The organism is Salibaculum griseiflavum, assembly GCF_003129565.1.
In the GTDB taxonomy this organism is placed as follows: domain Bacteria; phylum Pseudomonadota; class Alphaproteobacteria; order Rhodobacterales; family Rhodobacteraceae; genus Salibaculum; species Salibaculum griseiflavum.
This window is the reverse complement of the sequence record NZ_QETF01000031.1, coordinates 1-12,179: the sequence shown is the minus strand read 5'-3', so window position 1 is coordinate 12,179 and position 12,179 is coordinate 1. Positions and strand designations below refer to the sequence as shown.

Sequence of the window (12,179 nt, the reverse complement as noted above, 5' to 3'; positions counted from 1 at the left end):
TCCTAAAGCAGGCCCTTATCGACCACCGCCAAAAGGACCAGCTTGACCAGATCAAGGACGCCGCATAACCTCGCATCAAGCTGCGCCACTCAGGCAAGTTTCAACATCAAGCGGGACATTCCCCGGTGCGGCCTCGCCCCGGGCGTAGAGGTTCGTCATCACCTCTTCGGGATCGTAGACCTTTGCGGTCGTGGTGATCGGCAGGCCGCTGTCAGAAAGGGCCCGCAGCGCCACGCAATACTGCCCCGGCGCCAGCGGGTCGGCCATGTCGATACGGCTGTTGAGCCCGTCGAAATCGTCATTCTCGGCCAGCCAGTTGCCCTGTCCGTCGTAGAGCGCGAGCACCGGGTCAGCATCCGGGTTCTCGGCCGTCAGGGAAATCGCCGTGGGCTGGTCCAGCACCAGGCTGTAGAACGGCGTGTCGTCGACCGAACGCGTGACAGGCTGGCCCAGGGTGATCGGTGCGGCCCGTGACAGGTCGCATTCGCCGCCGGCTGGCATCGAGGTGGCGCCGAAGCCGGCGGTCAGTGCGGCATGTTCGGGCCGCCCGACCCGGACGAAGCCGGTGAGCGGGGATCCGTCGAAGCTGCGCAAAGACACGCAATAGGTGCCCGAGTCCAGAAAGGTCTCGGCCCGGCTGGCGCCGTTGCCGCCGGAATCGTCGTCCGAGATCACCAGATTGCCGGCCGCATCGCGCAGGTCGATCACCGTATCGCCAGAGCCGCGCCCCTCGGCCTCGATCCGGACCTCGCCGGGCTCCGACATGGTGAACAGCGCCACGTATTCGTTGCGCAACAGCACGAGCGCCATCTGTTCCAGGTAGTCGGCCGACCGCGAGAGATCCGAGCTTGCCTCGTCCCCGCCCAGCCACTGTCCATTGGCCCCGACCCCGCCGCATAGGTTGCTGTCTTGGGCATATGCGCCGGTCGCGGCGAGGCTCAACATGCCAGCGGCAAGAAGGGGGGTCGATCTGAACATCGGGAGTTCCTTGTACATTGACGATTTCCAGCTCAGCCTAGTCCGCCAGGCTGGGCCGGCGCTAGGGGGAAATGGCCGTTTCTCGGGCGCCGTGATGCCGGCACCCATTTGGCCCTGCCGCATGTCATGCCATTTCAGGATGACCCCTGCATGACGTCGCCCGAAAAGAGAAAGGCCGCGTCCCATCCGGGGCGCGGCCTTTGTCCTGTCGATCTTGACGTAACTCAGCCCTGGCGGGCCTTGAAACGACGCTGGGTCTTGTTGATGACATAGACCCGGCCCTTGCGGCGCACGACGCGGCAATCGCGATGACGCTGCTTGAGCGAGCGGAGGGAGTTGCGAACCTTCATGGCGCGTATCCTTCTGTCGCGGCGCGGCGATGCGCCTTGGGTTGCGTTCTGCGCCATGCGGCGCGGTGTTCCGTGGTGGGCGATACTAGGTTCGAACTAGTGACCCCTTCGATGTCAACGAAGTGCTCTACCACTGAGCTAATCGCCCTTACCGTCAGCCATTCGCACGTCCCATAACGAAATAGGACGCGGGCGAACCGCGTCGGGTAGCGCGGTCTATATAAAGAGTCGGAACCGGGATCAAGGGCTTTTGGCATTTCCCTTAAACGGGCTAGGATAGGGGGAGGAGAGCACATGACCCACCCTGCCTACACCCTGTCGCGCCCCGGCCGTCGCACGACCAGCGTTGTTTTTGCTTCGCCCCATAGCGGGCGGGCCTATCCAGCCTCATTCATGCGTGCAACCTGCCTGAACGAGGCGCAGGTACGGTCGTCGGAAGACGCCTTTGTCGATCAGCTGTTCGCCTCGGCGGTGGAGCATGGCGCACCGCTTCTGGCCGCCAATGCGCCGCGGGCGTTTCTCGACCTCAATCGCGGCTTCGATGAGCTGGACCCGGCGGTGGTCAGCGGGGTGCGGCGCGCGGCCCACAATCCGCGTATCGCCTCGGGGTTGGGGGTCATCCCCCGCGTGGTGTCGAACGGGCGACCGATCTACAGCGGCAAGATCGCCCTGACCGAGGCGCATGCCCGTATCCGCGATTACTGGCGGCCCTATCATGACCAGTTGCAGGCGTTGCTGGATGAATCGGTCAATACCTTCGGCGAGGGGATCCTGATCGACTGCCATTCCATGCCGCACGAAGCGCTGGAAGGCACCGGCCCGGCGGGCGGTGCCCGCCCGGATGTGGTTCTGGGTGACCGGTTCGGGGCCTCGGCGGCCTCGGCGGTGGTGGAACAGGTCGAAGCCGCATTTTCCGAAGCGGGGTTCAAGGTGGCGCGCAACATGCCCTTTGCCGGGGCCTATATCTGCCAGCACTACGGCCGCCCCGTGCGCCACCGGCACGCGGTGCAGGTCGAGATCGACCGGTCCCTCTACATGGATGAAGCGACAATCAAGCCGAAACCTGATTTCGAGGCCTTCAAGGCGACGCTGGGGCGCGTGATCGCTCGGCTGGCGGATATCGGGCGGTCCTCAGACGTGCCAATGGCGGCGGAGTAACCCGTCAGTTCACGCTGAAGCGCTGATTGCGGATTGGCGGCTTGCCCTCGATCGTGAAGAAGACCGGGGTGCCCCCAAGCGGTGCATCCGCGGGCATGCCCCTCTGGACGTGGAGATGCAGATGCGGCGTCGAGCTGTTGCCCGAATTGCCGACCCGCCCGACCAGTTGCCCGGCGGCGACCGTGTCGCCGGACGCCACGCTGACCGACCCTTGCGCCATATGGGCCAGAAGGACGAACAGGTCAGTGCCCTCGCACCGAATGAGAACATGATTCCCTTCCAGCCGGCTTCGGTCCATCTGCGGCACTTGCATATCGGGCATTCCGTCATGGGCCTGGGCCACTGTTCCGGCACATGGGGCGAGAATATCCTTCCCGAAGATCGCGTAGGCGTCGGGATCCGCCGGCGCGATCCCGGGCGCATAGAGCCCGAATGCATCGGTCCCCACGATATCGACAGCGAAGCTCTGACCGCGATAGGGGTGATCGTCCTGCAGCGTCAGGTAATGGGCATTGAGCGCTTCGGACGGACCGCCGCTTACCACCAGGTAGCGGCCTGGCCCTAGCGGCTGGGACAGGTCAATGGCGATCTCGGGCGGGGTGCGTTGAGTCAGGCCGGGCCATGTCATCACCGACAGCGCCAGCAGCAGGACGGCACCGATGATGCCCTCGATCCATCGCCCTGCCCCGCCAGAGGGGCGCGGCCCCCGCCAAATGCGGAACACCGTCGCGAGCCCAAGGAGCGCCAGATAGAGATAGGGCGTCCACCAGGGCGGAAAGAGCCAGACAAGCGAGAGCATCGAGAACAGAAACAGCATCCCGAGCGCCAGTGCGCGCAGCCACAACCCGGCCCGCGACCGGTGCGGCAGAAAGGCGTGCAACGCCAGCAGTGCCAGCGGAAGCACGACGCCCAACAGGATCATGAGGGTCTTTGGTGCCATCGGGTCTGTCCTTCCATCGCGGCCCTTGCCTAGCAAGGGCCACTTCGGCGCGTCAAACCCCGGCCCGTTATCGCAAGGCCCGCCCCTTCAGGATCGCATCGGCGCCGAACCGGTCCTTGATTCGGTCCACGGCGCGCTCGGCCTCGGCGCGGCGGCCTGCGTCCGGGTCCAGCAGGTCGCCCTCGCGGTCGGCATCGGCGGCCGGGGTAAGCTCGGAAATCCCAACGCCCAGCAGGCGGAACGGCCCCTCACCGACGGCACCTTCAAACAGGCCGCGAGCGGTGCGATAGATCGTGTCGGCCAGCTGCGTCGGCTGGTGCAGGCTCTGGCGACGGGTCAGGCCCTTGTGGTTGGCGCGTTTCAGCTTGAGCGTGACCACGCGCCCGGCCTTGTCCTTGGCCTTGGCCCGGGCGCTGACCTTTTCGGCCATGCGCCAGATATGACCGTCGAGGATATCCGGATCGGCGGTGTCCTCGGCAAAGGTCGTCTCGTTGGACAGGCTCTTGACCGGACTGTGTGCGCTGACCCGGCGCGCGTCCTGACCACGGGCCAGGTGCCACAGCCGGTCGCCCATCGCGCCGAACCTGTCCTGAAGATCGCGCAAGTCCCAGCGCAGAAGATCGTCGAAGCTTCGGATGCCGGCCCGGTCAAGGCTGTCTTGCGCCGCCGGGCCGATCCCCCAGATCAGCCGCACGGGCCTGGGCCGCAGAAAGTCCATCGTTTCGGCCTTGCCGATCACCGAGAACCCGCGCGGCTTGTCCAGGTCGCTGGCCACCTTGGCCAGGAACTTGTTGTGAGACAATCCGATGGAGCCGGTGATTCCGATTTCCTCTTTCATCCGTTTGACCAGCCGCGCCAGCATCACGGCGGGCGGGTGGCCGTGCAGGCGCGCCGTGCCGGTCAGGTCCATGAACGCCTCGTCCAGCGACAGGGGTTCGACCACCGGGGTCAGCTCATCCATCAGGGCGCGGACCTGTTTCGACACCTCGACATAGCGGTCCATGCGTCCGCGCACGACGATGGCCTCCGGGCAGAGTTGCAGCGCCTTGAACATGGGCATGGCCGATTTGACGCCCTTGATGCGCGCGACATAGCAGGCGGTCGAGACGACGCCGCGCCGGCCACCGCCGATGATGACGGGCTTGCCTTCCAGTTCGGGATTGTCCCGCTTCTCGACACTCGCATAGAAGGCGTCGCAGTCCATGTGCGCGATGGTCAGGTCGAATAGTTCCGGATGCGACAGAACCCGAGGCGACCGGCATTGGGGGCAGCGGGCGGCGGTCTCGAAATCGTGCAGGCAGTCTCGGCACAGGCTTGGCATGGCGTCAGAATACCAGCCCTCGGGGCGGCGTGTTAGCGGGAATCTCGGGGCGAGTTGGAGCGAGTCCCGAAGGCACCACTGCGCAGAATTCTTCGCGCATAGGATGTTTGCCCTAAAAAATCTTCATCGAACGGCCTATAGAGAGCCAAGCAAAATGAATCCGAGGCCGAAGAATGGATATCGAGCAAATGGTTACTGAATTCCTTGGTGGGAACATCGTCTTGGTGCTGCTGGCGATCTTCCTGATTGTCTGCGTTCTCGCCGGCGTCAAGATCGTTCCCCAATCAGAGAAATTCGTCGTCGAACGGTTCGGTCGGCTGCGCTCGGTCCTGGGGCCGGGTATCAATTTCATCGTGCCCTTCCTGGATCGGGTGGCGCACAAGATCTCGATCCTGGAACGCCAGTTGCCGACCATGAGCCAGGACGCGATCACCGCCGACAACGTGCTGGTGCAGGTGGAAACCAGCGTCTTCTATCGCATCATCGAGCCCGAAAAGACGGTCTATCGCATTCGCGACGTGGACGGCGCCATCCAGACCACCGTGGCGGGCATCGTGCGGTCCGAGATCGGCAAGATCGAACTGGACCAGGTGCAGTCGAACCGGGCCTCGCTGATCGAAGCGATCAAGACCCAGTTGGTCAGCCAGGTCGACGATTGGGGCATGGAAGTGACCCGTGCCGAGATCCTCGACGTGAACCTCGATGCGCAGACCCGGCAGGCGATGTTGCAACAGCTGAATGCCGAACGTGCGCGCCGTGCCCAGGTGACCGAGGCCGAGGGCCGCAAGCGCGCGGTCGAGCTTCAGGCCGATGCCGAGCTTTACAGCGCCGAACAGGCCGCCAAGGCTCGCCGGGTGCAGGCCGACGCCGAGGCCTATGCGACCGAGGTCGTGGCCGAGGCCATTGCCGCCAATGGCCTTGAAGCGGCGCAATACCAGGTTGCCCTGAAACAGGTCGAGGCGCTCAACGGCATGGCGTCCGGGCAGGGCAACAGCACCATCGTCTTGCCCGCCGATGCGATCGAGGCCTTCGGAAATGCCTTCAAGATGCTCAAGGGGCGCGGCTGATGGAAAACTGGTTCAATGAATGGTGGGTCTGGATGGCCGCCGCCGTGGCGCTGGCCATCCTGGAGGTTGTCGCGCCCGGCTACATCTTCCTCGGCTTCGCCATAGGCGCGTTCTTCATGGGTGCCATGATCGGCCTTGGGATTGCGGGGTTCAGCCTGCCCTGGGCGTTGGTCGTGTTCGCCGTTCTGTCGCTGGTGGCGTTTCTCGCGCTGCGCCGGTTCTTCGGAATCCGCAATGGCCAGGTCAAGATCTGGGATCGCGACATCAACGACTGACCGGATATTTTCGTTTCGCTGTCACCCGGCGTTGGGGGACATGGCCTGTGGTGAGCGCAATTCATCCGTGATGGCCAGCGCCGCCGCGCGGGGGTCGGCGGCTTGCCAGACCGGGCGGCCCACGACCACGTGGTCGGCCCCGCTGGCAATCGCCTGAGCCGGGGTTGTCACCCGTTTCTGGTCACCCAACTCGGCCCCGGCCGGGCGCACGCCGGGTGTGACGATAAGTTTGCCCTCGGCCTCGGGCAAGGCGCGGATCAGCGCGGCCTCCTGCGGGCTGGCGATGACGCCATCTGCCCCGTTCGACAGGGCGATTCCGGCACGTTCCTGCACCAGGTCCGTTACCTCGCCCGCCTTGATGCAACTGGCGTCCAGGTCGCCGCGGTCCAGCGAGGTCAGGATCGTTACGGCAAGGATTTTCATGTCCTTGCCACCCTTGCCCTCGGCGGCGGCGCGCACGACATGCGGGTCGCCATGAACGGTCAGGAAATCGAGGTCGAACTGGGCCAGCCCGCGCACCGCGGCCTCGACCGTGGCGCCGATATCGAACAGTTTCATATCGAGGAAAATGCGCTTGCCGTGCTCGTCCTTGAGCTCGTTCGCCAGCGCCAGCCCGCCGCCGGTCAGCATCCCCAGCCCGATCTTGTAGAAATTCACCGCGTCGCCCAGTGTCTGGGCCAGCTGCAACCCCTCGATCGCATTCGGCACGTCCATGGCGACGATCAGGCGGTCATCTGCGCTCATCCGGTGTTCCTTTCCTAGCTTGGCGGGTGACCTGACCTCTGGCCCTTCAAAGGTCAAGATGCAAGTGTCGTGGCAGGTCAGGGGGTGCGCATGAAACGGGTCTTGCTGGAAGTCTGTATCGACACGATCGAGGGGCTGGATGCAGCCGTGGCCGGGGGTGCGGACCGGATCGAGCTGTGTTCGGCCCTCGCCTTGGGCGGGCTGACGCCGGGGCCGGGCCTGTTGCAGGCCGCGCAAGAGGTTGCGGTGCCGGTCATGGTGATGATCCGGCCCCGGCCGGGGGATTTCCTTCTAACCGAGGATGAGGTCGACATGGCCTGCGAAGAGATCGCGGAGGTGCGTGCACGGGGGTTGGCCGGTGTCGTGATCGGCGCCAACCATCCCGGCGGAAAATTGGACGCGGCTGCGCTGAGCCGCATGGTCGTGGCGGCCGATGGTCTGGACATCACCTTGCACCGCGCGGTGGACCTGGCACCGGATGCAGCCGAGGCCGTGCAGCTGGCCCGCCGGCTGGGTATCGGACGCATACTGTCCTCTGGCGGCGCGGTGCGGGCGGTGGATGGCATGGACCGGCTGAGACAGATGGTGCGGGCGGGCGGCACGGCGGTGTCGATCATGCCGGGGGCCGGGATCACGCCAGAGAACGCGGCAGCGCTCGTGAAAGGCCTCGGCATCCGCGAAATCCATGCCTCTTGCGGCCGGCCGGTCCCGCAGGATCCGAAAGCGGTCGACCTCGGATTCGCCCCGAGTCAGCTGCGGGTCACATCCGTCGAGGATGTCCGCACTTTGTCGTCGGCCTTGTCGGCGTTAGCCTGAACCGCCCTGTCATGAGCTTCCAGCAGGCGCCTTGCTTTCTCACTGAGGCCGGACGACGACCGGCATTCACTCGTCTTGCACATCACACAACCCTCACTACGGGGCCGAACTAGCAGACTTGCCCGCGCCGGGCCACCTGACCCCAGGCGCAAGTTCGGGGGAATTTTTGCAGAATGCCGCCGCTTGAAAACGCCGATCCGCTTCCCATCTTTTTTGCGAGGCCCGAGAAAGGGGCGCGCCGCGTGTCGGGCGTTCCGCCAAAGGGTGCTTGATAAAGGAGAAAGCTCATGAACTTGGAGAAGTTCACCGAGCGGTCGCGGGGGTTCATTCAGGCCGCCCAGACGATCGCCATGCGGGAAAGCCATCAGCGGATGGTGCCCGAACACCTTCTGAAAGCGTTGATGGATGATGACCAGGGGTTGGCCGCCAACCTTATCAACCGCTCTGGCGGCAACGCCAAGCGGGTGCAGGAAGCCATCGACCTTGCGGTCGAGAAACTGCCGAAAGTGACCGGCGATGCCGGGCAGGTTTACCTGGACAGTGCGACCGGCAAAGTGCTGGCCGAGGCCGAGAAGATCGCCCAGAAGGCGGGCGACAGTTTCGTGCCGGTGGAACGGATGCTCATGGCGCTGGCCATGGTGAAATCCGGGGCCAAGACCGCGTTGGAAGCGGGTGCCGTGAACGCCCAGGCGCTGAACGCCGCGGTCGAGGACATCCGCAAGGGCCGCACCGCCGATACTGCCAGCGCGGAAGAGGGTTATGACGCGCTCAAGAAATACGCGCAGGACCTGACTGAACGTGCCCGCGAAGGCAAGATCGACCCGATTATCGGCCGCGACGAGGAAATTCGCCGCGCCATGCAGGTGCTCAGCCGTCGGACCAAGAACAACCCGGTCCTGATCGGCGAGCCCGGCGTGGGTAAAACCGCGATTGCCGAGGGGCTTGCCCTGCGGATCGTCAATGGCGACGTGCCGGAAAGCCTGCGCAACAAGAAATTGTTGGCGCTGGATATGGGCGCGCTGATCGCCGGGGCGAAATATCGCGGTGAATTCGAGGAGCGGCTCAAGGCGGTCCTGACCGAGGTCACCGAGGCTGCGGGCGAAATCATCCTGTTCATCGACGAAATGCACACGCTTGTGGGCGCGGGCAAGACCGATGGCGCGATGGATGCCGCGAACCTGATCAAGCCGGCTCTGGCCCGGGGCGAATTGCACTGTGTCGGTGCGACGACCTTGGACGAATACCGCAAATACGTTGAAAAGGACGCGGCGCTGGCGCGCCGGTTCCAGCCGCTCATGGTCGAGGAGCCGACGGTCGAAGACACCGTGTCGATCCTGCGGGGCATCAAGGAAAAGTACGAGATGCACCACGGCGTGCGGGTCTCGGACTCGGCGCTGGTTTCGGCGGCGACCCTGTCGGCGCGCTATATCACCGACCGGTTCCTGCCGGACAAGGCCATCGACCTTGTGGACGAGGCCGCCAGCCGGTTGCGGATGGAAGTGGATTCCAAGCCCGAAGAGCTGGACCAGCTTGACCGTCAGATCCTGCAATTGCAGATCGAGGCCGAGGCGCTGAAGAAAGAGGATGACACGGCCTCCAAGGACCGGCTGGAAAAGCTGGAAAAGGAACTGGCTGATCTCCAGGACCGCAGTGCCGAGATGACCGCCAAGTGGCAGTCCGAGCGGGACAAGCTGGAAAGCGCCCGTGACCTGAAAGAACAGTTGGACCGGGCCCGTGCCGATCTGGAAATCGCCAAGCGTGAGGGCAATCTGCAAAAGGCCGGGGAACTGTCCTACGGCATCATCCCGCAGCTTGAGAAGCAGCTGTCCGAGGCCGAACGGGCCGAGGAAGCCGATGGCGTGATGGTGGAAGAGGCCGTGCGCCCTGAACAGATCGCCGCGGTGGTCGAGCGCTGGACGGGCATCCCGATGTCCAAGATGCTGGAAGGCGAGCGCGAGAAACTGCTCAAGATGGAAGAGGAGTTGGGTAAACGCGTCATTGGCCAACGCCAGGCCGTCACGGCGGTGTCGAATGCCGTGCGCCGGGCGCGGGCGGGCCTGCAGGACGAAAACCGTCCGTTGGGGTCGTTCCTGTTCCTCGGGCCGACCGGCGTTGGCAAGACGGAGCTGACCAAGGCGCTGGCCGAATACCTGTTCGACGATGACCAGGCCATGGTTCGGATCGACATGTCCGAATTCATGGAGAAGCATTCGGTCGCCCGTCTGATCGGCGCGCCTCCGGGTTATGTCGGCTATGACGAAGGCGGCGTGCTGACCGAGGCCGTGCGCCGACGCCCCTACCAGGTGGTGCTGTTCGACGAGGTCGAAAAGGCGCATCCCGAGGTGTTCAACGTACTGTTGCAGGTGCTCGACGATGGCATTCTGACCGATGGCCAGGGCCGCCGGGTGGACTTCAAGCAGACGTTGATCGTGCTGACGTCGAACCTTGGGTCGCAAGCGCTGAGCACGCTGAGCGAGGGCGATGATGCCGCGCGGGCCAAGCAGGACGTGATGGATGCGGTGCGGGCCCATTTCCGCCCCGAATTCCTGAACCGCCTGGACGACATGATCGTCTTCGACCGGCTGAGCCGGACGGATATGGACGGGATCGTCGATATTCAGCTGGCCCGCCTGCAGAAGCGGCTTGCCCCGCGCAAGATCTCGCTGGAACTCGACCAGGACGCCCGTAAGTGGCTGGCCGATGAAGGCTATGATCCGGTCTTCGGGGCGCGCCCGCTCAAGCGGGTGATCCAGACGGCCCTGCAAAACCCGCTGGCCGAAGCGCTGTTGGGTGGCGAGATCAAGGATGGTGATACCGTGCCGGTGAGTGCCGGGGCCGACGGGTTGATCGTCGGTGAACGGTTGGGCAGCACCGACCGCCCCAAGCCGGATGATGCCGTCGTCCACTGATTGTCGCTGACTTGGCAAAGGCCCCGCCCGAACGGCGGGGCCTTTCGCATTTCAGGCGGTCAGGACCATCCCGTCGCGCCCGATATGCAGCGGGCCGGCCCAGTGTTTTCGGACCTCGGTGATCCAATGCCTTTCGGTGAAATCAGGGTCGCCATCGGGCACCATGTGGGTCAGTGCCAATTGCCCGACACCGGCCTCTGCGGCGATACGGCCCACATCCTCGGCGCTGGTATGGCTGCGCAGAATATGAGTGCGCAGCCGCGCGTCACCATTGGTCATCCGGGCCACCAGCGCCTCGACCCCGTCGATCAGCATGGCCTCGTGAACAAGGATATCGGCCCCGGCTGCGAACTTGGCCATTTCCGGCATATAGGCCGTGTCGCCCGAGATCACGATGCTTTCGCCAGCACATTCAAAGCGCAGGGCGTAGCTCTCCTTGATCGGAGGATGGACGTTGCGCATCGCCCGGATTGTCAGCCCCTCCGCCTCGTGTACGACCCCTTTGGACAAGCGGTTGATTTCGAGCAATGGCGCCAGTGGAACGCGGCCCTCATCGGCGATCCGCAGGGTCACATCGAAGGCCATCGAATCCAGGAACCCATCCCAATAGGCCCGCAGCCCTGATGGCCCGATCACGGGCACCGGACGGTTCAGCCCCGCGACCCAGGCGGTATGCAGAAGCGGGCCGAGCTCGAGGTAATGATCGGAATGCAGGTGGGTGATCAGGATCAGGTCGATCCCGGTCAGCGGCACCCCCGCATCGCACAGGCCACGTGTGGCGCCAAGCCCGGCATCCACCAGGATGGTCTTGCCGCCGATCCGGACAAGGTTCGATGTGGGCATGTGCGATCCGGGCCGGATCGCGGGGCCGCCCTTGACCCCCATCATGGTGATTTGCGCGGTCATCTCGGCCCCTGCGTCGTTGCCCCGGCAGGTTTGCCCAGACCCGCGCAAAAGAAAAGCCCCACCGAAGCGGGGCTTTCCGTGTCATGTCCGCAGGATCACTCGGGAATGATCACGCTGTCGATCACGTGGATCACGCCGTTCGACGCCTCGATGTCGGCGGCGGTGACGGTCGCCCCATCCACGGTCACGGCGTCGCCCACACCGATGGTGACTTCGGCACCGTTCACGGTGGCGGCCATCATGCCGTCGGACAGGTCACCGGACATCACTTTGCCGGGGACCACGTGGTAGGTGAGGATCGCGGTCAGCGCCTCGGTATCTTCCAGCAGGCCTTCGACGGTGCCCTCGGGCAGCGCGGCGAAGGCTTCGTCGGTGGGTGCGAAGACGGTGAACGGGCCATCGCCCTTCAGGGTTTCGACCAGCCCGGCGGCTTCGACCGCTGCGACGAGCGTCGTGAAGTTGCCCGCTTCGACGGCGGTGTCGACGATGTCCATCGAATGCCCGCCGGCGAAGGCGCCGGTGGCGAGAGTGGTTGCGGCAGTGGCTGCGATAAAGGTACGGCGAAGCATAGTGTTCTCCATTCTGACTCTAGGGTCAGGACTCATAGCCAGTAGATGACGAGTGCTGCGAGGGCGATGGCTGACAGGAAGACCTTCGGGCACCTGTCGTAGCGGGTTGCCACACGCCGCCAATCCTTCAACCTACCAAACATGAT

At 64.6% G+C, this 12,179-nt stretch carries 12 protein-coding genes, 1 tRNA gene and 1 pseudogene; 5 read left to right on the top strand and 9 right to left on the bottom strand.

Annotated elements, in window-relative coordinates; all coding sequences use genetic code 11:
- Positions 1-75: 75 nt before the first annotated feature.
- The 3 genes from DFK10_RS16015 to DFK10_RS16005 all read right to left on the bottom strand — a co-directional run bounded on the left by DFK10_RS16015 (position 76) and on the right by DFK10_RS16005 (position 1,476).
- Positions 76-978 carry an ABC transporter substrate-binding protein gene (locus DFK10_RS16015; RefSeq protein WP_109390038.1) on the bottom strand — a complete coding sequence of 301 codons (903 nt, stop codon included), beginning with the start codon at positions 976-978 and terminating at the stop codon, positions 76-78.
- Positions 979-1,202: 224 nt separating this feature from the next.
- Positions 1,203-1,328 (bottom strand): type B 50S ribosomal protein L36, encoded by a 126-nt coding sequence (gene ykgO / locus DFK10_RS16010; protein ID WP_010141322.1) that lies wholly within the window; start codon positions 1,326-1,328, stop codon positions 1,203-1,205.
- A gap of 73 nt (positions 1,329-1,401) precedes the next feature.
- Positions 1,402-1,476 (bottom strand) — tRNA-Val (locus DFK10_RS16005).
- A 146-nt stretch (positions 1,477-1,622) separates the two neighbouring features.
- On the opposite strand from DFK10_RS16005, the gene DFK10_RS16000 reads away from it, so the two are divergent.
- On the top strand, positions 1,623-2,486 hold the full coding sequence (locus DFK10_RS16000; protein ID WP_109390037.1) for an N-formylglutamate amidohydrolase: 864 nt from the start codon (positions 1,623-1,625) through the stop codon (positions 2,484-2,486).
- A 4-nt stretch (positions 2,487-2,490) separates the two neighbouring features.
- On the opposite strand, the gene DFK10_RS15995 is transcribed toward DFK10_RS16000, so the two are convergent.
- Positions 2,491-3,426, bottom strand: a complete 936-nt coding sequence (locus DFK10_RS15995; protein WP_109390036.1) for a M23 family metallopeptidase — start codon at positions 3,424-3,426, stop codon at positions 2,491-2,493.
- 67 nt (positions 3,427-3,493) lie between these two features.
- On the bottom strand, positions 3,494-4,747 hold the full coding sequence (locus DFK10_RS15990; RefSeq protein WP_109390035.1) for a DNA polymerase IV: 1,254 nt from the start codon (positions 4,745-4,747) through the stop codon (positions 3,494-3,496).
- A gap of 173 nt (positions 4,748-4,920) precedes the next feature.
- Between DFK10_RS15990 and DFK10_RS15985 the strand changes: the two genes are divergently transcribed.
- A complete protein-coding gene (locus DFK10_RS15985; RefSeq protein WP_109390034.1) occupies positions 4,921-5,814 on the top strand; it encodes an SPFH domain-containing protein in 894 nt (297 codons plus the stop codon).
- The gene (locus DFK10_RS15980; RefSeq protein WP_109390033.1) at positions 5,814-6,089 is read left to right on the top strand and encodes an NfeD family protein; all 276 of its coding nucleotides are present in this window, start codon (positions 5,814-5,816) and stop codon (positions 6,087-6,089) included. Before DFK10_RS15985 ends, DFK10_RS15980 begins: the two co-directional genes overlap by 1 nt.
- Positions 6,090-6,110: 21 nt before the next feature.
- Here the strand turns inward: DFK10_RS15980 and pyrF are convergent, their stop codons facing one another.
- On the bottom strand, positions 6,111-6,833 hold the full coding sequence (pyrF, locus tag DFK10_RS15975; RefSeq protein WP_109390032.1) for an orotidine-5'-phosphate decarboxylase: 723 nt from the start codon (positions 6,831-6,833) through the stop codon (positions 6,111-6,113).
- A 90-nt stretch (positions 6,834-6,923) separates the two neighbouring features.
- On the opposite strand from pyrF, the gene DFK10_RS15970 reads away from it, so the two are divergent.
- Positions 6,924-7,649: a copper homeostasis protein CutC gene (locus tag DFK10_RS15970; protein ID WP_109390031.1), complete on the top strand. Its 726-nt coding sequence runs from the start codon at positions 6,924-6,926 to the stop codon at positions 7,647-7,649.
- Between the two features lie 287 nt (positions 7,650-7,936).
- Positions 7,937-10,558 (top strand): ATP-dependent chaperone ClpB, encoded by a 2,622-nt coding sequence (gene clpB / locus DFK10_RS15965; protein ID WP_109390030.1) that lies wholly within the window; start codon positions 7,937-7,939, stop codon positions 10,556-10,558.
- A 51-nt stretch (positions 10,559-10,609) separates the two neighbouring features.
- Here clpB and DFK10_RS15960 read toward each other — a convergent pair whose 3' ends face one another.
- The 3 genes and pseudogenes from DFK10_RS15960 to DFK10_RS15950 all read right to left on the bottom strand — a co-directional run.
- A complete protein-coding gene (locus DFK10_RS15960) occupies positions 10,610-11,464 on the bottom strand; it encodes an MBL fold metallo-hydrolase (RefSeq protein ID WP_109390029.1) in 855 nt (284 codons plus the stop codon).
- A 95-nt stretch (positions 11,465-11,559) separates the two neighbouring features.
- Entirely contained in the window at positions 11,560-12,033 is a 474-nt protein-coding gene (locus tag DFK10_RS15955) for a fasciclin domain-containing protein (protein WP_109390028.1), read from the bottom strand.
- A gap of 32 nt (positions 12,034-12,065) precedes the next feature.
- Positions 12,066-12,179 (bottom strand): annotated as a pseudogene (locus DFK10_RS15950) (IS5/IS1182 family transposase); the annotation flags it as partial.

Bases quoted from the DNA above. Each gene is read 5' to 3' on its own strand.
- DFK10_RS16015 (WP_109390038.1), bottom strand. From the start codon at position 978: ATGTTCAGATCGACCCCCCTTCTTGCCGCTGGCATGTTGAGCCTCGCC.
- ykgO (WP_010141322.1), bottom strand. From the start codon at position 1,328: ATGAAGGTTCGCAACTCCCTCCGCTCGCTCAAGCAGCGTCATCGCGAT.
- DFK10_RS16000 (WP_109390037.1), top strand. From the start codon at position 1,623: ATGACCCACCCTGCCTACACCCTGTCGCGCCCCGGCCGTCGCACGACC.
- DFK10_RS15995 (WP_109390036.1), bottom strand. From the start codon at position 3,426: ATGGCACCAAAGACCCTCATGATCCTGTTGGGCGTCGTGCTTCCGCTG.
- DFK10_RS15990 (WP_109390035.1), bottom strand. From the start codon at position 4,747: ATGCCAAGCCTGTGCCGAGACTGCCTGCACGATTTCGAGACCGCCGCC.
- DFK10_RS15985 (WP_109390034.1), top strand. From the start codon at position 4,921: ATGGATATCGAGCAAATGGTTACTGAATTCCTTGGTGGGAACATCGTC.
- DFK10_RS15980 (WP_109390033.1), top strand. From the start codon at position 5,814: ATGGAAAACTGGTTCAATGAATGGTGGGTCTGGATGGCCGCCGCCGTG.
- pyrF (WP_109390032.1), bottom strand. From the start codon at position 6,833: ATGAGCGCAGATGACCGCCTGATCGTCGCCATGGACGTGCCGAATGCG.
- DFK10_RS15970 (WP_109390031.1), top strand. From the start codon at position 6,924: ATGAAACGGGTCTTGCTGGAAGTCTGTATCGACACGATCGAGGGGCTG.
- clpB (WP_109390030.1), top strand. From the start codon at position 7,937: ATGAACTTGGAGAAGTTCACCGAGCGGTCGCGGGGGTTCATTCAGGCC.
- DFK10_RS15960 (WP_109390029.1), bottom strand. From the start codon at position 11,464: ATGACCGCGCAAATCACCATGATGGGGGTCAAGGGCGGCCCCGCGATC.
- DFK10_RS15955 (WP_109390028.1), bottom strand. From the start codon at position 12,033: ATGCTTCGCCGTACCTTTATCGCAGCCACTGCCGCAACCACTCTCGCC.